Origin of the sequence: Paraburkholderia sp. GAS32, assembly GCF_050434225.1 — a bacterium.
GTDB lineage: Bacteria > Pseudomonadota > Gammaproteobacteria > Burkholderiales > Burkholderiaceae > Paraburkholderia > Paraburkholderia madseniana.
This window is the reverse complement of record NZ_JBNPVS010000048.1, coordinates 34,900-59,551: the sequence shown is the minus strand read 5'-3', so window position 1 is coordinate 59,551 and position 24,652 is coordinate 34,900. Positions and strand designations below refer to the sequence as shown.

The following is a 24,652-nucleotide window of genomic DNA, read 5'->3' as shown; positions in this document are numbered from 1 at the left end:
TCTCGAAAGCGCGGTCCGGCGCGTTCTATAACGCCGGAAACCATGGAAACGGGTAACACTCAGGTAAAACCCAGGTGGCACGCGGGGTAAAACGCGGAGCCTTGGATTGCAGCGCGATCCGGCACAAAAAACAAATTCATTTATCAAATGAATAAATGCGCAAATGACCTGAATGGATCGCTGCACGGTCGCCCTTGACCCGAACCATGACGCATGAGTTGGCAGACAAGACGCGCGATGGTCTTACAATACGCTCACCCTCGTTCACGCATTACCCGTTTGCCGGCTCGGCTTGTCGCGCCGGTGACGGGCAGCGCCGACAAAAACCCCCGACCCGAGACACATGACCCGAGACCCCCGCCTGACTCTCAACGCCCGGCAACAGGAACTGCTGGAGTGGGTGCAACGCGACGGCTTCGTGACCGTGGACGACCTCGCGGCCCACTTCGACGTGACGCCGCAGACGATCCGCCGCGACGTCAACTGGCTCGCCGACATGAACCTGCTGCGCCGCTATCACGGCGGCGCAAGTCTGCCGACCAGCTCCGAGAATGTCTCGTACACGGCGCGTCAGCGGATGTTCCACGAAGAGAAGCGGCGCATTGCAACGCTAGTGGCCACTCACATTCCCGATCAGGCGTCCCTCTTCATCAACCTCGGCACGACGACTGAAGAAGTCGCACGAGCGCTCAACCGGCATCGCGGCCTGCGTGTGATCACCAACAATCTGAATGTCGCCAGCATGATGAGCGGCTATCCGGATTGCGAAGTGCTGGTGACGGGCGGCATCGTGCGGCCGTGGGATAAGGGCATCGTCGGCGAACTGGCGATCGACTTCATCCGGCAGTTCAAGGTGGACTTCGCGATCATCGGTACGTCGAGCATTGAAACGGACGGCACGCTGCGCGATTTCGACACCCGCGAAGTGCGCGTGGCCGAGGCGATCATCCAGCATGCACGCACCGTGTTTCTCGCCGCCGACAACTCCAAATTCGGCCGTCCGGCGCTCGTTCGCCAAGGTCACCTCGATCAGATCGACGCGCTTTTCACCGACGCCGCGCCACCCGCCGAGATGAACGAAACGCTCGCCGCCGCCAACTGCCAGGTGTATATCGCCGAGTGATCCCAGGCGTCTTCCGCCATGTTGCAGTGCACGCGAAACTTCGAGTGAAATCAAGGATCTGGTCGCTGCCCTAAACCGCCTCTGCGGGTCGCAATTGTCAAAGGGAAAATTTACTGGTGCCCCTTTGGTGTTTGTCCGGCGGTTGACTACACTCCAGTTCCCCGGCGTCCGTTCCGCGTTACGCGGAGTGCCGGCAGCGTGAACCTGTCGTGATAGCCGCACCTCCCGCCTGATCCTCTAGCGGACTCCACTGGCATCGTGCCAGTCGCCTCCAAGGCCGTCCGCGTTTGCTTGACATGGAGAGAACGATGCTGAGTCCGCATGAATTCGCCACGTTGTTGCTCGTCAAGGACGCTCCCAATCAAGTCGATATGGAGCGAGAAGAACTCGACGCCTTGCTGGAACGCCAGCTTGTGCAACTTGAACGGCTCGCGTCGGGCAACGAACAATGGCGCGTAACCGAAACCGGCGACAGTGCGCTGCGGGCCATCAAGCGTTTTTCCTAGTACCCTGGATTACAAAGCAAAGCGGCCGCATCAACGGCCGCTTTGTTGCGCCCAATTCATTTACGCAGTAAATTGACGCGACGGACCTTCTGCCTTCGCGCATGCCAAAAACGCTCTCTTCCGACGACATCCAGCAATTCCGCGAAACCATGCGGCGCGTAGCCGAAAACGCGTTCGCCACGCGCGGCGCGCAAGGCGTGACGATGCGCGAACTGGCGAAGGAACTGGGTTGCAGCGCGATGACGCCCTATCGCTACTTCCGCGACAAAGACGAAATCCTTGCGATGGTCCGCGCGGCGGCGTTCAACCGCTTCGCGGCGCGGCTCGAAGCCGTGGCGAAGGAAGCGCCCGCGACCGACCGTTCCGCCGTCAGCGACGCCTACGTGGCGTTCGCACTCGACGAGCCGCACGCCTACCGCCTGATGTTCGATCTGACGCAGCAGGAAGGCGCCTATCCGGAACTCCAGGCCGCATCGCACCGCGCCTGGCGCATGCTCGGGGCGCATTTCGAGCAGCTCGTCGCCGCGGGCCTTCTGGAAGGCGATCCGGAATTGATCGGTTACGCCTACTGGGCAAGCCTGCACGGCTTCACCATGCTGGCGCTCGCCAATCAACTGCCTTTGCCACAGGCGCAACAAGCCGCAGGGAGCAACGCGCCGACGCGCGAGGCCGTCTTCGCGCAGATTCGTCGGATGTTGTGGCGCGGGGCGCAGCCGCAGCGCGGCTAGTCGCGCGTTAGCTCCGAGTCAGCCTCTCAACCCACTCGACGCGAATATCCGAGCGGGAAGGACTGGGTGGAAAACGCCGGGCGTGAAGCTCAGCCCGCGCGCAAGGTCGGATCGGCCGCCGCGCGCCAGCTCAATGCTTTGGCTCGCTGGTCGGTGAAGAAAGTCACCCACTGATTACGCATTTGCGGGTCGGGACTCGCTCCGAGGCTCGTGTAATGCTGTGCAAGCGACGCCTGAAACGCGCAGTAATCGTCCTTCGACAACTTGCCGCGCCGGTTCGCCACATACGCATCGAACAGCGTCGCGTAGACGCCTTGCGCGTCGTTGCCGTAGTCGACCGTCTGGGCACTGCACATCTGCTGCAACGATGCGAACGAGGGTGCGCCCATCGTCCCGTTCAAGCTCGGCGAGCTGACGCATCCCGTCAGGAGCGCAGCGGCGCCGATTATCCAAAGTCCACGCATGAATTCACCTCGAAATGGCTGCTGCTGAGAGTATCGTCCGTGGCCGCGCGTTACGCCACCAGCTTAGCCAACCGCTAGAGGGGTCCGTAAGAAAACCGAACTTTACTTTTTCGAATATGTTCATTAAAGTTCGCAAACGAACACTATCGGTTCGATAGTTTTTCCAAACCAGTTTCTGAATACGACGCAGAGGACACAGCAGGTGACGCAAGGCTCGAGATACGATTTGCTCGTCGTGGGCGGCGGGATCAACGGCGCAGGCATCGCACGCGATGCCGCGGGCCGCGGCCTGTCGGTGCTGCTCTGCGAACAGGACGATCTGGCGTCCCATACGTCGTCGGCCAGCACCAAGCTGATTCATGGCGGCTTGCGCTACCTCGAGTACCGCGAGTTCGGGCTGGTGCGCAAAGCCCTGCAGGAGCGCGAAACGCTGCTGCGCGCCGCGCCGCACATCATGTGGCCGCTGCGCTTCGTGATGCCGCACATGCCCGATCTGCGCCCGGCCTGGCTGATCCGCGCCGGCCTGTTCCTTTACGATCACCTCGCCAAACGCGAACTGCTGCCCGGCTCGCGCGGCATCGTGATGCGCAACCATCCTGCCGGCGCGCCGCTGGTCGATTCGATCAAGCGCGGTTTCGTGTATTCGGACGGCTGGGTGAATGACGCGCGTCTGGTCGTGCTGAACGCGCTGGATGCGAAGGAACGCGGCGCGAAGATTCTCACGCGCACCAAGCTGCTGAGCGCGGTACGCGCCGGCGGCGAATGGCGCGCGCAACTCAAGCGCGAGGACGGCACGATCCTCGACGTGCGCGCCGCTTCGATCGCGAATGCGGCCGGACCGTGGGTCGGCGAATTGCTGCACGGCGCGCTCGGCCGCGAGGCGACGCACAGCGTGCGCCTCGTGAAAGGCAGCCATATCGTCACGCGCCGTCTGTTCGAACACGATCACGCGTACATCTTCCAGAATCCGGACAAGCGGATCATCTTCGCGATTCCGTACGAACACGATTACACGCTGATCGGCACGACCGACCTCGAATATCGCGGCGACCCGTCGCAAGTGGCGATCAACGCCGACGAAACGCAGTACCTGTGCGATTCGATCAACCGCTACTTCAAAGAAAAGATCTCGCCGCAAGACGTGCGCTGGACCTACTCGGGCGTGCGTCCGCTGCTCGAGGAAGAAGGCGCGGACAATCCATCGGCGGTTACGCGCGACTACTCGCTCGAACTCGATGCACCTGCGGGCGAAGCGCCGCTGCTGTCGGTGTTCGGCGGCAAGATCACGACCTTCCGCAAGCTCGCGGAAGAAGCCGTCGACAAACTCGCGTACGCGCTGCATAACGGCACACCCTCGTGGACGGCCGGTGCGCCGTTGCCCGGTGGCGATATTCCGCAAGCCAACTTCGAGCGCTTCCTCGCCGGTTTCAAGCAACAAAATGCATGGCTGCCCGCCGATCTGGCTCACCGCCTCGCGCGTGCATACGGCACGCGTGTGAAAAATATCATTGGCAACGCGCGCTCGGTGGCCGACCTCGGCCGCGCTTTCGCGCCGGGTCTCTACGAAGCCGAACTCACTTATTTGCGCGACACCGAATGGGCGCGCAGCGCGCAGGACGTCCTGTGGCGCCGCTCGAAACTCGGCCTGCACGTCGAACCGGGCACGCTCGATTCGATCACACACGACATTGACGCATGGTTCGCCCGCGAGCCGTTCCGACAGAGTGCCTAGCTAACAGTTAGTTAGATCGCTTAGTTAGTTCGTGTGGTTAGGCCATTTAACTGAGCCGCATAGCCAGACCACCCAGGTCAGGCTATCGCAACACGGCCTGGCTACGTGGATGAACCCGCATGACCCGCACCAATTTTCACCCCTCGGCTACTGACAAAGCCGGGACGCACACGCTCAAACTGTTGCAGCCCGCCTAAAACAACAAGCCGTTCCCGTCGCCGGTCAGCAATCCGGCGATTCATAAAACACATGGAGAAGAGACAATGCAGGATCAGTACATCCTCGCGCTTGACCAAGGCACCACCAGCTCCCGCGCGATGCTGTTTGACCGGCTCGGCAATATCGTGTCGACCGCTCAGAAAGAATTCCAGCAAATCTATCCACGTCCGGGTTGGGTCGAACACGACCCGCAGGAAATCTGGTCGACCCAGGCCGGCGTCGCCGCCGAAGCGGTCACGCGTGCCGGCATGAACGGCACCTCGATCGCGGCGATTGGCATTACTAATCAGCGTGAGACCACCATCGTGTGGGATCGCGAAACCGGTCATCCGATCTACAACGCGATCGTCTGGCAAGACCGCCGCACCGCCGACTTCTGCGACCAGCTCAAAGAGCAAGGTCTTGAAGAGAAAGTCCGCGCGAAAACCGGTCTGCCAATCGACTCGTACTTCTCAGCCACCAAGATCCGCTGGATTCTCGACAACGTCGAAGGCGCACGCGAAAAAGCGAAGCAAGGCCGCCTCGCCTTCGGCACGGTGGATAGCTGGCTGGTTTGGAATTTCACCAAAGGTGGTCTGCACGTCACCGACGTGACCAACGCGTCGCGCACGATGCTGTTCAATATCCACACGCTGAAGTGGGACGACGAACTGCTCGAAGCGCTCGACATTCCGCGCAACATGCTGCCGGAAGTGCGTGCATCGTCGGAAGTGTACGGGCCGACCAAGACCACCGTGTTCGCCTCCAAGATTCCGCTCGCGGGCATCGCCGGCGATCAGCACGCGGCCCTGTTCGGCCAGATGTGCACGGAGTCGGGCATGGTGAAGAACACCTACGGTACCGGCTGCTTCCTCGTGATGAACACCGGCGACAAGCCGATCGAATCGAAGAACAATCTCGTCACCACCATTGCGTGGCAGATCAGCGACCAGATCAACTACGCGCTCGAAGGCAGCATCTTCATCGGCGGCGCGGTAGTGCAATGGTTGCGCGACGGCCTCGGCATCATCAAGAACGCCGCTGAGATCGAAACGCTGGCGCGCAGCGTGCCGCATAGTGATGGCGTGTATCTGGTGCCCGCGTTTGCAGGCCTCGGTGCGCCGCACTGGAATGCACGGGCTCGCGGCACGCTGTTCGGCGTGACGCGCGGCACGAGTTCGGCGCACATCGCTCGCGCCGCGCTCGACTCGATCGCGTATCAGTCGCTCGACGTGCTGAAAGCGATGGAGGCCGACTCCGGCATTCGCATCGGCGAATTGCGTGTGGACGGCGGCGCTTGCGCGAACAATCTGCTGATGCAATTCCAGGCGGACATTCTCGGCGTGGACGCAGTGCGTCCGAAGGTATCGGAGACGACCGCATTGGGCGCGGCGTATCTGGCCGGTCTCGCAGTCGGCTACTGGAAAGACGTGAACGAACTGAAAAGCCAGTGGGCGCTCGATCGTCGTTTCACGCCTGCCCTGCCGCACGCTGACGTCAAGGAGTGCCTCGACGGCTGGCAGCGCGCGATCCGCGCCGCGAAGGCCTGGGCCGACACGCCCTGATTGCTTTCCACCGGTTCCATAAGACACCTTTCGACATAACGAAGCCGCCTATCCAGCGGCTTCCCTAACAACTATAATTCGGATACCAAATCATGTCTCCTTACATTGCGGAATTCATCGGCACCGCGCTCCTCGTGCTGCTCGGCAACGGCGCGGTTGCCAACGTGCTGCTCGCGCGCACCAAGGGCAAAGGCGCGGACCTGATCGTGATCGTGATGGGCTGGGCGATGGCCGTGTTCATCGCCGTGTACGTCACGGCATCGTACAGCGGCGCGCACCTGAATCCTGTGGTCACGATCAGCCTCGCGCTGGCAGGCAAATTCGCGTGGCTCAAAGTGCCGGGCTACATCGCGGCGCAGATGCTCGGCGGGATGGCGGGCGCCCTGCTCGTGTGGCTCGCGTATCGTCAGCACTTCAATAAGGAAGGCGATGCCGACGTGAAGCTCGGCGTGTTCTGCACGTCGCCCGCGATTCGCAGCGTGCCGCATAACCTGCTCACTGAAATGATCGCGACGTTCGTGCTGATTCTCGGCGTGCTGTATCTGGCTTCGCCGCAAGTTGGCCTCGGTGCGCTCGACGCGCTGCCGGTCGGCCTGCTGGTACTCGGCATCGGCATTTCGCTCGGTGGCCCGACCGGTTACGCGATGAGCCCCGCGCGCGACCTGTCGCCGCGTCTGATGCACGCGCTGCTGCCGATTCCGGGCAAACGTGACAGCGACTGGCGTTATTCGTGGATTCCGGTGTGCGGTCCGTTGTTGGGCGGCGCGGCGGCAACAGGGCTGTATTTGTATCTGCACGCGCACTGATTCTGCACCGCACGTGGGAGCGTATATGGGGCCCGCACAAGGCGCACTGATCACGCTCCCACGGCGCAAATAAGCGCCGACGGCAAGCGAAGGCGCCGCGCACGCGGCGTCAAAGCACGTATCATGATGCTTTCAATCTCCGCGCATGAGCTTGCAACTGTCTTGCTCGCGTGCCTCTCGCTTCCCGTTTTAAAGCATGATCGACCACCTCATCTGTGACTGCGACGGCGTGCTCGTCGACAGCGAAATCATCGCTGACCGCGTAATGCTCGAAACGCTGTCCGCCACCTTCCCCGGCCTCGACTTCGAACCCGTCGTCAAGACGGCGTTCGGCCAGCAGACCTCGCGCTTTCTCGAAGGCATCGAGAAGTCGTTCGATATCACGCTGCCTGCCGATTTCTTCAATACGATTGAACACAATGTCGAGCTTGAACTCGCGGCGTCGCTCAGCCCGATCAACGGCGTGCGCGACGCCTTGCAACGCGTGACGCTGCCGGCCGCGGTCGTGTCGAACAGCCGGATGGCGCGAGTGAATGCGTCGGTGCGGCGCGCGGGTTTGCAGCAGATTTTCGGCGAGCGGATTTTCAGCGCCGAACAGGTCGCGCGGCCCAAGCCTTATCCGGACGTGTATCTGTTCGCTGCGAAGACGCTGGGCGTGGAGCCCTCGCGCTGCGTCGTCGTGGAAGACAGCGTGGCCGGTTTGAATGCGGCACGAGCGGCGGGCATGAAGACGATAGCTTTCGTCGGTGCGAGCCATATCCCCGACGGTTATGCGGACGCGCTGCGCAAGATGGGCATGACACGCATCATGAAGCATATGGATGAACTGCCCGCGCTGGTCGAGGCCGGTGTGCGCGGCGAGTTTGGCGACGTGCAGTCTTAACGGATGCAGCAATAAAAAAGCCGGCTGCAATTGCCGGCTTCAGAATCCTGAGAAACCCCGCGCTTTTCCGAGCGCGGGGTTTTTTCTAACGCATCAAACCTCATCCGCGACGCATTCGCGCGCCGTCGCCAGCGCCTGGCGGAATTCCACCAGCTCGGCGATCGTCAGCATCGGCAGATTGTGTTGTTGAGCGAAGCGCTCCACATCAGCGCCGCGCGTCATCGTGCCGTCCGCGTTCATCAGCTCGCACAGCACGCCGGCCGGCTTCAGACCCGCGAGAATCGCCAGATCGACCGTGCCTTCGGTGTGGCCGCGACGCGCGAGCACGCCGCCTGGTTGTGCACGCAGCGGAAACACGTGTCCCGGACGCACGATGTCGGCAGGTTTCGCCGTATCGCTGATAGCCGCGCGGATTGTCGTCACGCGATCGAGTGCGGACACGCCGGTGGTCACCCCATCGCGCGCTTCGATCGAGACCGTGAACGCGGTGCCGTGACGGCTTTCGTTGTTGACGGACATCGGCGGCAATTCGAGCGCACGGATCTTCTCGTCGGGCAGGCACAGGCAGACGATGCCGCTGCATTCGCGAATCAGCAAGGCCATGGTTTCGACGGAAAGACGCTCGGCGGAAACGATCAGATCGGCTTCGTTCTCGCGGTCGTGATCGTCTTGCAGGACGACAGCGCGGCCATCGCGCATGGCTTGTAAGGCGGCGGCGATACGCGGCGGGACGGGCTCGGTGGCGAGCAGCGGGAGGTCAAGTGATGCGCTATCCGCAATCACCGACGGAGCAGGAAAAGTAGCAAAGGACATAGTTGAAACGCTCATCGCAAAAGTTGGGCGAAAAACGTTTCAGGGCATTGCAAACAGACAAAGACGCGCCGTTGAACGCCGCGCAAAGCGGCGCTCGCCCACCGCCCGAACCTCTGGCGGCATCACGGAAACGAACATGACTATCTGCACATCTTCTTCCATCCGGACTCTAACCGTCGGCTCTGGCTTCTCACCAGATCTGCTGACCCCACTGCGCTTTCGATACGCTGAAAGCTGAACGAAGCGGGCGCTCGCGGGCTCACCGGCTCACGCTTTCGCGCTGCCGGCATACCGCCGGTGGGGAATTTCGCCCCGCCCTGAAGACGCACTGATTGCCGGATTGACCGGCCGGCAAAGAATACAACAGTCGCGCGAAACCTGCAGCGCAACCCCTACTGACTAGACGGACATCTCGGCTTCACCGCCGATTTTGACAGCACATCCGCCTGAAAACCCTCATTCGTCAAACCGGCGCGGTCTGGCGTGTCAAATCGTGCGGCGCGGGCACGTCCCAGCGCGGCGGCGTTTCCGCCTTCAACGTGACGCGAAACGCGCGCGCTTCGGTGTCCCCCGGATTGCGCAGGCTGTGCGGCTGGTCGGCATCGAACACGATTGCGTCGCCCGTAGCCAGCAATTGGCGCTGGTCGTGCACGCTGACTTCCAGCGTGCCTTCGCTGACCACCAGATTCACCGTGGTGCCCGGCGCGCGGCGCGTGCCGGCCTCGGTATGCAACGGCGCGATACGCAGCTCGTGAAACTCGGCGGCGGTCGGTTCGGCGTCGGGATAAAGCGGCCGGGCCGAGTAGCGCCCATTCGAACTGACGAGCCGCGACGAACGCTCCGCCGGCAAATGCTCAAAGCCGTTGGTCGCATGACGCCGCAAGAACGCCGCCACCGAAACCTTCAGCGCCGACGCCACTTTGCACAGCACCTTGATCGACGGCACGCTGCGCGCCGACTCGATCTGCGCGAGCATCGCTCGCGAGACGCCGGAGGCGCGGGCCAGAGCGTCGAGCGAAAGTTGGCGCTCGGCGCGCAAACGGGCGAGATTCACACCGACCAGATTTTCAAGAGCATCGAAAGGTTCAGCGGCACGCGGCGACGCATCGGTGTCAGCCGTGGGATCGCGAACCAGCGCAAGCGGGGAATGCATGATTGCCTCCAGGAGCGCCGCCGGACGGCGGGCAAGCGGTTAGTGGAAGCAAGATAGCACCGCGCCCCGCCGCGCCCAACGAAGTTATCTTCACACTGTTATCAGCATTGCGGAGGACGATTCTCGCAAAGCTTGTGCGAATTTTTCATATGGGCGTGTTTGGGGCAGATGCGGTTGAGCGCGCTCACACGCACTCAACCACATCACGGAACGGGGACATCAGGTGCGCCCACGCAGACTCAGGCGCCTTGCGCCACGGTCCTTGCCGGCGCATCCATCCGCGCCGCGAACCACGTGAGCAACAACGCCACCACGCTAACGCCCGCTGCGACCCACGGCAGCGTATCGAGCGAATGGCCGTGATTGATCACCAGACCGCCGAGCCACGCGCCGCCCGCATTGCCCACGTTGAACGCACCGATGTTCAGCGTCGAAGCCAGATTCGGCGCGGCAGCGGCCTTCTCGACCACACGCATCTGCAACGGCGGCACCGTCGCGAACGCCGCAATGCCCCACACGAAAATGGTAATCGCCGCCGCCACCTGCGAGTGGCTGGTACGCGCGAAGATCGCCATCACCACCGCGAGCGCCACCAGAATGCCCATCAGCGAAGGCATCAACGCGCGATCCGCTAGCTTGCCGCCCACGGTGTTGCCGATCGTGAGACCGACGCCGAACAGCACCAGAATCAGCGTGACACCACGCGGCGAGAAACCGCTGACCTGTTCGAGAATCGGCGCGATATAGGTGAACACGACAAACACACCACCGAAGCCCAGCACGGTCATCGCGAGCGCAGTCCAAACTTGCGGGTCCTTCAGCACGCGCACTTCGTGACCCAGACCAACCGGGCCGGAATCATGGCGATTCGGCACCAGGAGCGACACGCCCGCCAGCGACAGCACGCCAAATGCGCTGACGATCCAGAACGCCGCACGCCAGCCAAACTCCTGCCCGACGAACGTCCCGAACGGCACGCCGAGCACATTCGCGAGCGTCAAACCGGTGAACATCAGCGCGATGGCGCTTGCCCGCTTTTCAGCCGGCACGAGCGAAGCCGCCACCACCGCGCCGATGCCAAAGAACGAGCCATGCGCAAACGACGTCACCACGCGCGCGATCATCAGCACCGAATAGCTGGACGCAATCGCGCACAGCGTATTGCCGACAATGAACACGCCCATCAGCAACTGCAACGCGAGTTTGCGCGGCATCTTGCTGGTGACCACCGCGAGCAGCGGCGCACCGACGGCGACGCCGAGCGCATAGCCGCTCACCAGCAAGCCGGCCGAGGGAATCGACACAGCCAGATCGCGCGCGACCTCGGGCAGCAAGCCCATGATCACGAACTCGGTCGTGCCGATCGCGAAAGCGCTGATCGCGAGCGCCAGTAATGGAATGGGCATTTTTCTACTCCAGGTTCTAAAGTTGAGCGTGTTAGCCACGGTGGGCGTTGCGCAGCGCCGTCACGAATTCGATGACCACTCCCGGCGCGAGCGCGACGAACAACTGCTGTTCGGCTTGCTGCGGCCCCATCTGCGGCACTTCGGCAAGCTGATAAAGCAGGTCCGCCGCATGCACGCGCCGCAAGAGCGCCGCCCATTCGTCGGCACTTTCCAGCCGGAAGGCGACATGGTCGATGCGCGGCATGGCCCTGCCCGCTACGGCGGGCACCGTCGCATCGATCAGATGAATCACCGGCCGGCCGTTCGCATACAGCCAGTAGCCATCGATCGAAAACGGCGGACGCGCGCCCTCCGTCAGCCCGGCGACGTCGACGAAGAAACGTCGGGCGGTCTCGAGGTCGGCGGTAACGATCGTTGCGTGATCGAGTTGCATGGCGTGGGCTGCACGGAGCACAAAGGGTTTACGAGGAGTGCATTGTGAGCGGAACACGTCAGTTTGATAATTGGCGTAGCATTTGAAGCATTTTCAAATCTATTTGAAAGATCGCGATGGACAACCTCGGTGACATCCGCCTGTTCGTGGAAGCGGCGCAGCAGGGCAGCCTGTCGGCGGCGGGCCGCAAGATGGGCCTGACGCCGGCCGCCGCCAGCGCGCGGCTGGCCAAACTCGAAACCGGCCTGAAAACGCGCCTGTTCGAGCGCACCACCCGTCAGTTGAGGCTCACGGACGAAGGTCGCCTCTACCTGAACTGCTGCCGCCAGGCGCTGCAATCGCTCGACGACGCCGAAGCCGCGCTGCAAGCCGGCCAGGGCGTGGTGCGCGGCAAGGTGCGGATCTCCGCGACCTCGGACTTCGGCCGCAACCTGCTGATGCACTGGCTTGACGAGTTCAACGCGCTCTACCCGGAAGTCACGTTCGCGCTGACGCTGTCGGACTCGCTGTCGAATCTGGTGCAGGAAGACATCGATCTGGCGATCCGCTTCGGCGTGCCGCAGGACAGCTCGCTCATCGCCCGCAAGCTGGCGCCGAACCGCCGTGTGCTGTGCGCGTCGCCGGACTACATCGCGCGCAAGGGCGAGCCGAAAGACCCGAACGATCTGGCGAATTTCGACTGCATCGTGCTCGGCACCGCATCCGGACCGGCCAACGAATGGCGTTTCACGCGCGGCGACGAAGTGCAGCACTACACGGTGCCGTTCGAGACGTCCCGGGAAACCAACGACGGCGCCGTCGCCCGCGAATGGGCGCGGCGCGGCTACGGGATCGTCATCAAGTCGATGTGGGACGTGGAAGCGGACTTGCGGAGCGACTGCCTGAAAATCCTGCTGCCCGAATGGCGCTACCCGGACGCGCCGTTGCACGCGCTTTACCACCGCAACCGCTTCATGGCGCCGCGCGTGCGCGTGCTGCTCGATTTTCTGAGCGAGCGCTTCGCGCAGGTGTCGGACGAACTGGAAGGCCTGCTGGGCTTGCCGCCGGAGCGGCCGCGAGCCAAGGCGGCCGCGGAAACCGCATCCGGTGAAGGGCTATAATATTGAGCTACGCTGCAAACGTGCATTGAAAGTGGACCGAAATAGGCTCAAGCGGGCTCAAGCAAGCCCAGGCGCCACCCCGCGGGCCGTCCGCACGTTTTCACCTCTCTCCACCTTTTAAACGACGCCCCCAGGTTAACCACTGCGACCGGCGAAAATCGATGACCAAGAAAGTTTATGTAAAGACCTACGGCTGCCAGATGAATGAGTACGACTCCGACAAGATGGTCGACGTACTCGGCGCGGCCGAAGGCCTCGTCAAGACCGACACCCCGGAAGACGCGGACGTCATTCTCTTCAACACCTGCTCGGTGCGCGAAAAAGCGCAGGAGAAAGTCTTCTCCGAACTCGGCCGTGTGCGCGAGCTGAAAGAAGCGAACCCGAATCTGATCATCGGCGTGGGCGGTTGCGTGGCGAGCCAGGAAGGCGCGTCGATCGTTGCGCGCGCACCGTATGTCGATCTGGTGTTCGGGCCGCAAACGCTGCACCGCCTGCCGCAAATGATCGACAAGCGCCGCGAAAGCGGCCGCGCTCAGGTCGACATCTCGTTCCCGGAAATCGAAAAGTTCGATCACCTGCCGCCGGCGCGCGTGGATGGCGCGAGCGCGTTCGTGTCGATCATGGAAGGCTGCAGCAAGTACTGCAGCTACTGCGTCGTGCCGTACACGCGCGGTGAAGAAGTGTCGCGTCCGCTGGACGACGTGCTGACCGAAATCGCCGGACTCGCCGACCAGGGCGCGCGTGAAGTCACGCTCCTCGGCCAGAACGTAAATGCTTACCGCGCCGGCATCACGCTCGGTTCGTCGGAAATCGCCGACTTCGCCCAGTTGATCGAATACGTCGCGGACATTCCTGGCATCGAACGGATTCGCTACACCACGTCGCATCCGAAGGAATTCACGCAGCGTCTGATCGACACCTACGCCAAGGTGCCGAAGCTCGTCAGCCACCTGCATCTGCCGGTGCAGCACGGCTCCGACCGCATCCTGATGGCGATGAAGCGTGGCTACACCGTGCTCGAATACAAGTCGGTGATCCGCAAGCTGCGCGCGATCCGCCCTGACCTGTCGTTGTCGACGGACATGATCGTCGGCTTCCCCGGAGAGACGGAAGAAGACTTCGACAAGATGATGGCGCTGGTGCACGAGATGAAGTACGACACCAGCTTCTCGTTCATCTACAGCCCGCGTCCCGGCACGCCGGCCGCGAATCTGCACGACGACACCCCGCGTGAAGTGAAGCTCAAACGTCTGCAACATTTGCAGGCTACGATCGAAGAGAACGTGCAGCGCATCAGCGATTCGATGGTCGGCAAGATCGAGCGGATTCTGGTCGAGCGCCCGGCGCGCAAGGACCCGAACGAACTCGCGGGCCGCACCGAGAACAACCGCGTGGTGAATTTCCCGGCGCCGGTCGCGTCGCACGCACGGCTGATCGGCCAGATGGTGGACGTGAAAATCGTCCATGCGTACCCACATTCGTTACGTGGCGAGCTCGTGCTGGTGCACGACGACGCGCCCGCAACCACCCACTGAGCGACGCCAGCCAGCGTCACGAACCCCACAGGATCGATCCTCCGCCTTGAAGACCACTCAGCAGCATCTGGAATTCACCGCTTCGCGCGACGACAACGCGCGGCTCGCCAACCTCTGCGGACCGCTCGACGAAAATCTGCGGCAGATCGAGCAGGCGCTCGACGTGACGCTGCAACGCCGTGGCCACCGCATCACGATTCGCGGGCGCGGCGCGAAACTTGCGCTTACCGCGCTCGAAAAGTTCTACGACAACTCGCAGAAGCCCCTGTCGGTCGACGACATCCAGCTCGCGCTCGTTGAAGTGCGTCAGCCGGCACGCCATCGCGCGAACGGCAACGGCCATGGCACGGAAGCGCTGGACCCGCGCTTTCCGGGCAATCCGGATCACCCGTTCGACCAGCCCGCCGACAGCGGTGACGACGATCTCGAAGAACTCGGCCCGAAGCTGTACACACGCCGCGCCGATCTGCGCGGCCGCACGCCGATGCAACGCGAGTATCTGAAGCAGATCATTTCGCACGACGTGACTTTCGGCATCGGTCCCGCCGGAACGGGCAAGACCTATCTCGCGGTGGCTTGCGCGGTGGACGCGCTGGAGCGCGACCAGGTCAAACGCATCGTGTTGACGCGTCCGGCCGTCGAAGCGGGCGAACGCCTTGGCTTCCTGCCGGGCGATCTGGCGCAGAAGGTCGATCCGTATCTGCGTCCTTTGTATGACGCGCTATACGACCTGCTCGGCTTCGACAAGACCGCCAAGATGTTCGAGCGGCAGATGATCGAAATCGCGCCGCTCGCCTACATGCGCGGCCGCACGCTGAATCACGCGTTCATCATCCTCGACGAGGCGCAGAACACCACGCCCGAACAGATGAAAATGTTCCTCACGCGGATCGGCTTCGGCTCGAAGGCGGTGGTCACCGGCGACACGACCCAGGTCGACTTGCCGCGTGGCGCGAAGAGCGGGCTGATCGAAGCGCAGCAGGTGCTGGCGGACGTGCGCGGCATTGCGCTCACCCGCTTCACGAGCGCGGACGTGGTGCGGCATCCGCTGGTCGCGCGAATTGTGGAGGCGTACGATGCGCATTCGCAGAAAACCGCCAGTCCGGCGGATTCACGCTAGATTGCGACGTTGATTTACGTCGTTAATTTTGCGCCGAACTCCACTGGACAGGCCGCAGCAAACCAGGCAACAAACCGAACAAGCATGAGCCGCGCACCGAAACTGACGTTGAATCTGCAATTCCCTGCCGCCAAGACCTGGCCGGAACATAAGGCGCTGCTGCCGCGCGCCACCGTGGCCGGCTGGATCAAGGCGGCGCTCTTCGCGGACGGCGAGCTGACTGTGCGTTTCGTCGATGCCGACGAAGGCCGCACGCTGAACCGCACCTATCGCGGCAAGGATTACTCGACCAATGTGCTGACGTTTGCGTACGCCGAATCGGAAGACGATCCGGTGACGGGCGATCTGATCCTGTGCTGTCCGGTGGTCGAAAAAGAAGCCGCCGAACAGGGTAAGCCGCTGATCGCGCACTACGCGCATCTGCTGGTGCACGGCACCCTCCATGCGCAAGGCTACGACCACGAGGTCGAGGAAGAAGCCGAGGAGATGGAAGCGATCGAAACCGAAATTCTCGGCAAGCTCGGGTTCCCGGATCCTTACCAATAGTCTTTCCCAACCTCTTTACCCTCTCCGTCAGACACTACCGTGAGCACGTCCTCCCCTGAAACCGATACGCGAAGCACGCCCTGCCCGGACTACCCGCCCGCGCTCGGCGAACCGCGGCTGCTGACTGAGGAGGAGTTGCGCGCGTCGCTCGAATGCACGTTGCGCGACTGGGACCGCAAAAGCGATCTGTGGCTGTTCGGTTATGGTTCGCTGATCTGGAATCCCGGTCTGCCTAGCGTCGAAGCGGCCCGGTCGAAAGTGCACGGTTATCACCGCGGACTGTATCTGTGGTCGCGCGTGAACCGCGGCACGCCCGAACAGCCGGGCCTCGTACTCGCGCTCGATCGCGGCGGCTCGTGCTCCGGCATCGCCTTCCGCCTCGCCGCCGAGGGTGCGATGCCGCATCTGGAAGCGCTGTGGCGCCGTGAAATGCCGATGGGTTCGTATCGCCCGACGTGGCTGCCCTGCGTGCTCGCCGACGGCAGGCGCGTCGACGCGCTCGCGTTCGTGATGCGGCGCGACGTGCCGACCTACACCGGCAAGCTGCGCGACGAGGTCGTCAAGACCGTGTTCGGCTGCGCGAGCGGTCGCTACGGCACCACGCTCGACTACGTCAGCCGCACCGTCCATGCGCTGCGCGAAAGCGGCATGCCCGACCGCGCGCTCGAAGCGCTGCTCGAGCGTTGCCGGGAGGAAAACCGCGAGGCCGGTCATGACGCTGGCCGGCAAACGGGCCAGGGATCGGCACAATAAGCCGCGCGCACTTCAGCGCACCGCACACTCCCTACTTTTTTGCTCGAAAACGCTTTTCTTCGCGTAATCAGTTAGGATTGACCCATGCCCACCGCACGCGGCCGGGCGGGTTCATCACTGCTTCGCTCATCGCCCAGCCCGGCAGGACACGGTCCTGCCATGTGCCTGGTGTATCCTTAATGCTCTGCAACAGCGCGCCCAGTCTCGCCGGGCGCACTACCATGAACGACACGTATCCCAGTCGACACCGAACTAGCGACAAACCACAGGAAAAACGCTCACTCCTCGAGCGTCTGACCGACTTCATCTCGCCCGAACCCGACTCGCGGGCCGAACTCCTTGAAATCCTCCAGGACGCGCACGAGCGCAACCTGATCGACGCCGACTCGCTGTCGATGATCGAGGGCGTATTCCAGGTGTCCGAACTCAGCGCCCGCGACATCATGGTGCCGCGTGCTCAAATGGACGCGATCAACATCGCGGACAACCCCGCTGAATTCATTCCCTACGTGCTGGAAAAAGCGCACTCGCGCTATCCGGTATTCGAAGGCAATCGCGACAACATCATTGGTGTGCTGCTTGCGAAAGACCTGCTGCGCTACTACGCCGAAGACGAATTCGACGTGCGCGGCATGCTGCGCCCCGCCGTGTTCATTCCGGAGTCCAAGCGCCTGAACGTGCTGCTGCACGATTTCCGCGTGAATCGCAATCACCTCGCGGTGGTGGTCGACGAATACGGCGGCGTGGCCGGCCTGATCACGATCGAAGACGTGCTGGAACAGATCGTCGGCGATATCGAAGACGAATACGATTTCGACGAGGAAAGCGGCAACATCATCGCGTCGCCGGACGGCCGCTTCCGCGTGCGCGCGCTCACGGAGATCGAGCAGTTCAACGAGTCCTTCGGCACGCATTTCCCTGACGATGAAGTCGATACGATCGGCGGTCTCGTCACGCATCATTTCGGACGGGTGCCGCATCGCGGCGAAAAAGTCCGCCTCGACGATCTGATCTTCGAGATTCTGCGCGGCGACGCCCGCCAGATTCACATGCTGCTGGTGCGCCGCGACCCGCTCGCCGGCCAGCGCGAGCGCGAAGCACAGCACGTGCAGACCTGATCCGCTCCTTTTCCTCGCTTCTTCACCTCCTCACGCCGACCGCGCAACAATGGCCGACCCGATTACATCCCGTTCGCGCCGCGGCGTGAGTGCCTCTGCCGCCCCTGCCACCCGGGAAGCGCGCGGCCGTGCACTGCCCCGCTGGCATTACCTCGTCGCGCTGGTCGCTGGTGCGGCCAATACGCTGTCTTTCGCGCCAACGCCTCATGGCGGCTGGCTCGAACTCGTGATCTTCGCGTTCTTTTTCGCATGGCTCACGCGCACGACCGGCTGGAAAAGCGCCGCGCTGACGGGCGGCGCATTCGGCTTCGGCAACTACGTCACCGGCGTATGGTGGCTGTACGTCAGCATGCACGACTACGGTGGCATGGCCGCACCGCTGGCGGGCGCCGCGGTCGTGCTGTTCACGCTGTATCTGGCGGTGTATCCGGCGCTGGCTGCCGGCGTCTGGTCGTTCTGCGCGGGGCACGCGCGCAACGGCGCGGCCGATACCGACAAGCCGTTCTCGCCGACCTGGCACGGCGCGCTGGCGTTTGCGAGCGCGTGGGCGATCGGTGAATGGCTGCGCGGCACCGTGTTCACCGGTTTTCCGTGGCTCGCGAGCGGTTATGCGCAGGTTGACGGGCCGTTCGCCGGGTTTGCGCCCGTGGCGGGCGTGTACGGCGTCGGCTGGATGCTGGCGCTGGTCGCGGCTTTGATCGTGCAGGCGCTGATGCCGCTGTTGCCTTCGCGCGGGCAGCTCGACACCGCCGACGGCGGCAATGAGGGCAAACGCGGCGTCGCACGCGTTGCTATGCCGGCGGGAATCGCGGTTGCGCTGATCGCGGCCGGCCTGCTGCTGCCGCTCGCGCAATGGACCCTGCCCGCCAACGCACCGCTGACGGTGCGCCTCCTGCAAGGCAACGTCAAACAGGAAATGAAGTTCGAAGAATCCGGCATGCGCGCCGCGATCGACCAGTATCAGCAGATGATCACGTCGAAGCCCGCCGACCTGATTGTCACGCCGGAAACCGCCATTCCGGTGCTCGCGCAGCAATTGCCGCCGCAGTTCGCGTCGGCAGTGCGCAATTTCTCGGATACGACCGGCACCGCGATCGTGTTCGGCGCGATCGGCGGCACGATTACGCCGGAAGGCCAGGTGGTCGACTATACGAACAGCCTGTTCGGCGTCACGCCGGGCACGCGCGACGTGTATCGCTACGACAAACACCATCTGGTGCCGTTTGGCGAATTCGTGCCGTGGGGCTTTCGCTGGTTCGTGAATCTGATGAGCATTCCGCTCGGCGATTTCGCGCGCGGCGCGCCGGTGCAGAAGCCGTTTATCGTGCATAACCAGCCGGTGGCGGTCGATATCTGCTACGAGGATATTTTCGGCGAAGAGATCGCGCGGAGCATCCGTGAAAGCGACACGCCCGCGGGTGTTCTGGTCAACTCGACCAATCTCGCCTGGTTCGGCGACACGATCGCACTGGATCAGCATCTGCAGATCGCGCGCATGCGTTCGCTGGAAACCGGCCGGCCGATGCTGCGCGCGACCAACACCGGCATGACCGCCGCGATCGACGCCAACGGCAAGGTGATCGGGCGCCTGACGCCGTACACGATCGGCTCGCTCGATGTGACTGTGCAAGGCACCTCGGGCAGCACGCCCTACGTGACAAGCGGCAATAACACAGTGCTGGCGGTTTCGTTATTGCTGCTGGCGTTCGGGTTTGCATTCGGCCCGGGGATTACGCGGCGGCAAAGCGGTAAGAAATAACTCGCGATAAACGGCGTGACTGTGCGCATGCCGTTTAAACGTGAAAGCACAGTGGTGAATCTCGCCCCAATAGAAAAACGCGCGCTCCGGAACCCCGTGAGCGCGCGTTTACAAAAAATCAGGCTTTACTGATTCGATGCGATCCGCTGCTGAATATGTTGTGCGCGCGCCGGTGAAGCCGGATGCGAACTCAACATGCTCGACTTGCCGCCGTCCAATTGCGCGAGCTTGTTGAACGCCGTCACCAATCCCGACGGATCGAGATTCTTCTTTTTCTGCAAGTCGAACGAATAATCGTCGGCTGCGCTTTCCTGGGTTTGCGAGAACTGCGCATTAATCAGCTTCTCGGAAAAATCGCCAAGCTGCGAGCCGGACAGCGCCCCCGCCACACCACCCGCCGACGATGCCACCGAACGCGCCGCCGAAGTCGCGTACGCGACCTGCATCGCCTTCTTCGTATGGCCGAGTGCAACGTGGCCCATCTCGTGCCCAACCACACCGCGCACTTCGTTGTCGTTCATCATGTCCATCAGGCCGCTATAGACGCGCACGCAGCCGTTGGCCATCGCCCATGCATTGACGTCCTTGGTTACGTACACCTTGTAGTTCACCGGCACGCCGTTGATGTTGTTGCCCAGTTGCGCGGCGATCTTGTTCAGGCGTTTCTGATACTTGCTGTTCGCGGCGGCAATCTGATTTTCACTATCCAGTTGCGCGCACGACTTGTCGGTCAGCGCACGCACGTCAGCATCGCTGAGTGTGGCGGCCTGGGCGGCCTGCTGGCCGGACTGGATCAGCGCAGTCGGATTAACGTTGCTGACGTTCGAGCACGCAGCAAACAGCGCACAGGCAGAAGCGGCAATAACAAAGCGGTACGATTTCATGGTGGAAGTCTCTTTTGCGGACGTTATTAATATCGACGGCGCGTTTTAATGCACCGCCCATTCGCAATGGCCGCAAATCACGGGAGAAAAACTCCGCGTATGTCGATTGCATAAACCATTACGCCACGCGGCAGACAAAAAAATGCGCCTGACGGGTAGGCGCATTTTTACCACAAACGTAAGCTTAAATTTATGCTTATGAAAGCGTGAATGACATCATTTTGCAATTTAGCGAAAATTGCGGGCAGCGCGATTCCAGACAACCGCACCATTGAGCGGCAACGAGTACTTCGCTCAATTCGCCGGCACCGTATCAATGAACGACTGACGCAACGACAGTTTCTGGAAATGTTTATCCAGATTCGGATACCCTTCGCGCCAGTTCAACTCAGGCATGCGGAAATCGAGGTAGCCCAGCGCGCAGCCCACCGCGATGTCCGCGAGCGTGTAGTGATTGCCCGTGCACCACGGCTTGGTGCCCAAGCCTTGTGACATGGCGATCAGGCCTTCGTCGATCTTGCGCTGCTGCCGCGCGACCCACGCGTCCACGCGCTGTTCGGGCGCGCGCTGGGTGCTTTCGAGGCGAATCAGCACCGCGGCGTCCAGCATGCCGTCGGCGAGCGCCTCCCAGCAGCGCACTTCGACGCGCTCGCGCCCCGACGGCGGAATCAGCTTGCCGACTGGCGACAGCGTATCCACGTATTCGCAGATCACCCGCGAGTCGAACACCGCTTCGCCGTCTTCCATCACGAGGCACGGCACCTTGCCGATCGGATTGAAGGTGTGAATCGTGGTATCCGGCGCCCAGACGTTCTCGGGCACGAGTTCGTAGTCGATCTTCTTGTCGGCCAGAACGATCCGCGCTTTGCGCACGAACGGGCTGGCGAGCGAACCGATGAGTTTCATCATTACCATCTGCCTTTTCTTGAATTCGGCGAAAGTATAAGTGGTCGGCGGCATTCCCGAGCACAGCGCTGTCGCTTCGCAAGCCGCATGGATGCTCGCTGTGGATGGATTGCAACATTGCCGCGACACTAGCATGCCGTCTACCCGGCCAAATGGCTAACGTGGCTGGGGCGACCACCTCTCCCCGCCAGTATCCGCGCAAAATAAGTCTCCGCATTGGGCGCTACAATCTCACGATGAACCAGCCGACCGAACCCACCATCGCCATCGACGTCTACCGCACGCGCCGCGAGCGCGTCCTCGCCGCGCTGCGCGCGACGGGTGGGGGCGTCGCCATCGTCCCCACCGCGCCGGAAAAGCTGCGCAACCGGGACGCCGACTACCCCTACCGGCACGATAGCTATTTCTACTATCTGACGGGCTTCACGGAGCCCGAGGCCTTGCTGGTGCTCGACGCAAGCGCCGCATCGGGCGAACCGGCCTCGATCCTGTTCTGCCGCGAGAAGAATGTCGAGCGCGAGACATGGGAAGGTTTCCGTTTCGGGCCGGAGGGCGCACGCGAGGCGTTCGGCTTCGACGCCGCCTTCCCCGAGAGCGAAGTCGACGCGCAACTACCACGCATTCTCGCCGACAAGCCATCGCTGCATTACGCGCTCGGCACGTCGGCGGCACTGGACGAACAGGTGCGCGGCTGGCTCGACGCGGTGCGCTCGCTGGGCCGCAGCGGCGTCGCCACACCCACGGTCGCGCATGATCTGATCCCGTTGCTCGACGACATGCGGCTCATCAAGGATCATCACGAACTCGCCATCATGCGCCGCGCCGGACAGATTTCCGCGCAAGCGCATCGCCGCGCGATGGCCGCCTGCCACCCCGGCGTGCGCGAGTACGAACTCGAAGCCGAGCTGCTCTACACCTTCCGCAAATTCGGCGCGCAGGCGCCGGCTTACACGTCGATCGTCGCCGCGGGCGCCAATGCCTGCGTGCTGCACTACCCGGCCGGCAACGCGATCGCCCAGGACGGCGACCTGATCCTGATCGACGCCGCCTGCGAACTCGACGGCTACGCATCCGACATCACCCGCACCTTCCCGGCGAGCGGCCGCTTCACGCCGGCGCAGCGCGAGTTGTACGACATCGTGCTGGCCGCGCAGCAGGCTGCCGTCGACGCCACCCGCGTCGGTGCCACCTTCGACGATCCGCACCAGGCCGCCGTGCGCGTGCTATCGCAAGGGCTGCTCGACACCGGCATCGTCGACCGCGCGAAGTTCGCCTCGGTCGACGCAGTGATCGCGGAGCGCGCCTATGCGCCGTTCTATATGCACCGTACTGGCCACTGGATCGGCATGGACGTGCACGATGTCGGCGACTACCGCGAACGCGGCGCACCACGCGACGAAGCGGGCGCGCTGCCGTGGCGCACGCTGCAGGTGGGGATGACGCTGACCATCGAGCCCGGCTTGTACATCCGTCCGACCGAAGGCGTGCCGGAGCGCTACTGGAACATCGGCATCCGCATTGAAGACGACGCGATCGTGACGGCGGCGGGTTGCGAGCTGATCACACGCGACGTCCCGGTGGCGGCCGGCGAGATCGAGGCGCTGATGCAGGAAGCCCGCGCGGCCCAGCCGCTAAAGCAGCAACCGAGGCAGTAACCCAAGGAAGCAACCCGCAATGAACGACGTTTCCCAGTCGACGGTGATTCTGAAACCCGCCGCGTCCGACCATGGCTTCGATTTCGACGTGACGATCGTCGGCGCCGGGCCGGTCGGGCTGGCGCTTGCCGGCTGGCTGGCGCGCCGCAGCGCGACGCAGGCGCTGAAGATCGCGTTGATCGACGCGCGCGAACCGGAAGATTCGATTGCCGATCCGCGCGCGATCGCCGTCTCGCACGGCAGCCGGATGATTCTCGAACCGCTGCGCTGGCCCGCCGACGCCACCGCGATCCAGCGCATCCACGTGTCGCAGCGCGGCCATTTCGGCCGCACGCTGATCGACCACAGCGAGCACGGTTTGCCGGCGCTCGGTTACGTGCTGCGTTATGGCTCGATCGTGCATGGTCTCGCCGAGGCGGTTCACGCGACCTCGGTGCACTGGTTCCGCTCCACCTCCGCCGCGGCGCCGACTCAGGACCTCGACGGGGTCACGCTGCCGATCGAAACCGCGGGTGTCACGCGCAATCTGCGCACGCGGATTCTGGTGAATGCCGAAGGCGGCCTGTTCGGCGACCAGAAACAGAAAGCCACCGGGAGCACGGGCGGCAGCGCAGTCGGCGGCACGCGCGATTACGGGCAGACCGCGCTGGTCGGCACGGTCGCCGTGTCGGCGCCGCAACCGCATGTGGCGTGGGAGCGCTTCACGTCGCAAGGACCGATCGCATTGCTGCCGATGGGCGGCGTGCGCGGCGCGAATTACGCGCTGGTCTGGTGCTGCGCACCCGACGAAGCCGCGCGACGCGCACAACTCTCCGACGACGAATTCCTGCTCGAACTCGGCGCCGCATTCGGCAACCGCATGGGCCGCTTTACGCAAATCAAGGGACGCGCGTCGTTCCCGCTGGGACTGAACGCGGTCGATACGCTGGTGAACGGCCATGTCGTTGCAATCGGCAATGCGGCGCAGACGCTGCATCCGGTGGCAGGTCAAGGTCTGAATCTGGGCTTGCGCGACGCGCACGCGCTCGCCGATGCCTTGTCGGCGGAAGGTCCGACCCCGCTGGCTCTCGCGACGTTCGCGCAACGCCGCGCGCCCGACCGGCGCCTGACGATCGGCGCGACCGACACGCTCGCGCGCCTTTTCACCGTCGACTTCCCGCCGCTCGCCGCCTTGCGCGGCCTCGCCCTCACCGCGCTCGAATTCGTGCCGCCGGTGAAAACCGCGCTGGCGCGGCAAATGATGTTCGGCCAGCGCCGCTGAGCGCGCCGCCCGTTCGCGCCCAACGCCCTCGGCCGCTGCAGCCTTTTTAGGCACCGTGCCAGGCACATAAGCAGGCCCATCAGCGTCGCCGCGCGAACGGTGCCGGTTCTATGAACCGGACCACTTTCATAGAAGATTTAATGAGTTACGACAGACTCAAGTCGGGTGTCGACTATCCGTTAACGCTAAAATGGCGGTTTTCCTT

Annotated in this window: 23 protein-coding genes and 1 riboswitch; of the genes, 16 read left to right on the top strand and 7 right to left on the bottom strand. The window is 63.1% G+C overall.

All coding sequences use genetic code 11. The annotated features are described in order from the left end of the window. Positions 1-343 precede the first annotated feature (343 nt). The 3 genes from P3T25_RS38690 to P3T25_RS38680 all read left to right on the top strand — a co-directional run bounded on the left by P3T25_RS38690 (position 344) and on the right by P3T25_RS38680 (position 2,357). Complete coding sequence (locus tag P3T25_RS38690; protein WP_063497289.1) at positions 344-1,123, top strand: DeoR/GlpR family DNA-binding transcription regulator; 780 nt, start codon at positions 344-346, stop codon at positions 1,121-1,123. Between the two features lie 308 nt (positions 1,124-1,431). Continuing rightward, positions 1,432-1,629, top strand: a complete 198-nt coding sequence (locus P3T25_RS38685) for a hypothetical protein (RefSeq protein ID WP_054034465.1) — start codon at positions 1,432-1,434, stop codon at positions 1,627-1,629. A gap of 101 nt (positions 1,630-1,730) precedes the next feature. Further along, positions 1,731-2,357 (top strand): TetR/AcrR family transcriptional regulator, encoded by a 627-nt coding sequence (locus tag P3T25_RS38680; RefSeq protein ID WP_429362410.1) that lies wholly within the window; start codon positions 1,731-1,733, stop codon positions 2,355-2,357. An 89-nt stretch (positions 2,358-2,446) separates the two neighbouring features. Here the strand turns inward: P3T25_RS38680 and P3T25_RS38675 are convergent, their stop codons facing one another. After that, positions 2,447-2,821, bottom strand: a complete 375-nt coding sequence (locus tag P3T25_RS38675; RefSeq protein WP_429362408.1) for a hypothetical protein — start codon at positions 2,819-2,821, stop codon at positions 2,447-2,449. 202 nt (positions 2,822-3,023) lie between these two features. Between P3T25_RS38675 and glpD the strand changes: the two genes are divergently transcribed. The 4 genes from glpD (at position 3,024) to P3T25_RS38655 (ending at position 8,005) form a co-directional block, all read left to right on the top strand. Further along, positions 3,024-4,553 carry a glycerol-3-phosphate dehydrogenase gene (gene glpD, locus P3T25_RS38670; RefSeq protein WP_266258639.1) on the top strand — a complete coding sequence of 510 codons (1,530 nt, stop codon included), beginning with the start codon at positions 3,024-3,026 and terminating at the stop codon, positions 4,551-4,553. 263 nt (positions 4,554-4,816) lie between these two features. Then, the gene (gene glpK, locus P3T25_RS38665) at positions 4,817-6,316 is read left to right on the top strand and encodes a glycerol kinase GlpK (RefSeq protein ID WP_429362406.1); all 1,500 of its coding nucleotides are present in this window, start codon (positions 4,817-4,819) and stop codon (positions 6,314-6,316) included. Positions 6,317-6,408: 92 nt separating this feature from the next. Further along, positions 6,409-7,122 carry an MIP/aquaporin family protein gene (locus P3T25_RS38660; protein WP_154558059.1) on the top strand — a complete coding sequence of 238 codons (714 nt, stop codon included), beginning with the start codon at positions 6,409-6,411 and terminating at the stop codon, positions 7,120-7,122. A 196-nt stretch (positions 7,123-7,318) separates the two neighbouring features. After that, positions 7,319-8,005 (top strand): HAD family hydrolase, encoded by a 687-nt coding sequence (locus P3T25_RS38655; RefSeq protein WP_154558060.1) that lies wholly within the window; start codon positions 7,319-7,321, stop codon positions 8,003-8,005. A 93-nt stretch (positions 8,006-8,098) separates the two neighbouring features. On the opposite strand, the gene ribB is transcribed toward P3T25_RS38655, so the two are convergent. From ribB to P3T25_RS38635, 4 genes are all read right to left on the bottom strand, one after another. Beyond that, entirely contained in the window at positions 8,099-8,818 is a 720-nt protein-coding gene (ribB, locus tag P3T25_RS38650) for a 3,4-dihydroxy-2-butanone-4-phosphate synthase (RefSeq protein ID WP_171927487.1), read from the bottom strand. 146 nt (positions 8,819-8,964) lie between these two features. Then, positions 8,965-9,147, bottom strand: a riboswitch (FMN riboswitch). 134 nt (positions 9,148-9,281) lie between these two features. Continuing rightward, a complete protein-coding gene (locus tag P3T25_RS38645; RefSeq protein ID WP_429362403.1) occupies positions 9,282-9,971 on the bottom strand; it encodes a helix-turn-helix domain-containing protein in 690 nt (229 codons plus the stop codon). A gap of 239 nt (positions 9,972-10,210) precedes the next feature. After that, a complete protein-coding gene (locus tag P3T25_RS38640; protein WP_429362401.1) occupies positions 10,211-11,377 on the bottom strand; it encodes an MFS transporter in 1,167 nt (388 codons plus the stop codon). Between the two features lie 31 nt (positions 11,378-11,408). Further along, entirely contained in the window at positions 11,409-11,810 is a 402-nt protein-coding gene (locus P3T25_RS38635; protein ID WP_429362399.1) for a VOC family protein, read from the bottom strand. A 116-nt stretch (positions 11,811-11,926) separates the two neighbouring features. On the opposite strand from P3T25_RS38635, the gene P3T25_RS38630 reads away from it, so the two are divergent. The 7 genes from P3T25_RS38630 to lnt all read left to right on the top strand — a co-directional run bounded on the left by P3T25_RS38630 (position 11,927) and on the right by lnt (position 19,741). Further along, entirely contained in the window at positions 11,927-12,910 is a 984-nt protein-coding gene (locus tag P3T25_RS38630) for a LysR family transcriptional regulator (protein ID WP_154558064.1), read from the top strand. 161 nt (positions 12,911-13,071) lie between these two features. Continuing rightward, a complete protein-coding gene (gene miaB, locus P3T25_RS38625) occupies positions 13,072-14,445 on the top strand; it encodes a tRNA (N6-isopentenyl adenosine(37)-C2)-methylthiotransferase MiaB (protein WP_429362396.1) in 1,374 nt (457 codons plus the stop codon). 46 nt (positions 14,446-14,491) lie between these two features. Beyond that, a complete protein-coding gene (locus P3T25_RS38620; RefSeq protein ID WP_154558066.1) occupies positions 14,492-15,565 on the top strand; it encodes a PhoH family protein in 1,074 nt (357 codons plus the stop codon). 84 nt (positions 15,566-15,649) lie between these two features. Then, the gene (ybeY, locus tag P3T25_RS38615) at positions 15,650-16,111 is read left to right on the top strand and encodes an rRNA maturation RNase YbeY (RefSeq protein WP_154558067.1); all 462 of its coding nucleotides are present in this window, start codon (positions 15,650-15,652) and stop codon (positions 16,109-16,111) included. Positions 16,112-16,150: 39 nt separating this feature from the next. Further along, positions 16,151-16,864 (top strand): gamma-glutamylcyclotransferase, encoded by a 714-nt coding sequence (locus P3T25_RS38610; RefSeq protein WP_429362393.1) that lies wholly within the window; start codon positions 16,151-16,153, stop codon positions 16,862-16,864. A gap of 221 nt (positions 16,865-17,085) precedes the next feature. Continuing rightward, entirely contained in the window at positions 17,086-17,982 is an 897-nt protein-coding gene (locus tag P3T25_RS38605; RefSeq protein ID WP_054034680.1) for an HlyC/CorC family transporter, read from the top strand. Positions 17,983-18,031: 49 nt separating this feature from the next. Next, positions 18,032-19,741 carry an apolipoprotein N-acyltransferase gene (gene lnt, locus P3T25_RS38600; RefSeq protein WP_429362391.1) on the top strand — a complete coding sequence of 570 codons (1,710 nt, stop codon included), beginning with the start codon at positions 18,032-18,034 and terminating at the stop codon, positions 19,739-19,741. 125 nt (positions 19,742-19,866) lie between these two features. On the opposite strand, the gene P3T25_RS38595 is transcribed toward lnt, so the two are convergent. Beyond that, positions 19,867-20,625 (bottom strand): M48 family metallopeptidase, encoded by a 759-nt coding sequence (locus P3T25_RS38595; protein ID WP_154558069.1) that lies wholly within the window; start codon positions 20,623-20,625, stop codon positions 19,867-19,869. Positions 20,626-20,919: 294 nt separating this feature from the next. Beyond that, positions 20,920-21,534, bottom strand: a complete 615-nt coding sequence (locus P3T25_RS38590) for a glutathione S-transferase C-terminal domain-containing protein (RefSeq protein WP_171927491.1) — start codon at positions 21,532-21,534, stop codon at positions 20,920-20,922. Positions 21,535-21,767: 233 nt separating this feature from the next. On the opposite strand from P3T25_RS38590, the gene P3T25_RS38585 reads away from it, so the two are divergent. Together P3T25_RS38585 and P3T25_RS38580 are read left to right on the top strand one after the other, a co-directional pair. Next, positions 21,768-23,186, top strand: coding sequence for an aminopeptidase P N-terminal domain-containing protein (locus P3T25_RS38585; RefSeq protein ID WP_429362388.1), 1,419 nt, complete (start codon positions 21,768-21,770; stop codon positions 23,184-23,186). Between the two features lie 19 nt (positions 23,187-23,205). After that, positions 23,206-24,447 (top strand): UbiH/UbiF/VisC/COQ6 family ubiquinone biosynthesis hydroxylase, encoded by a 1,242-nt coding sequence (locus tag P3T25_RS38580; RefSeq protein WP_429362386.1) that lies wholly within the window; start codon positions 23,206-23,208, stop codon positions 24,445-24,447. Positions 24,448-24,652 lie beyond the last annotated feature (205 nt).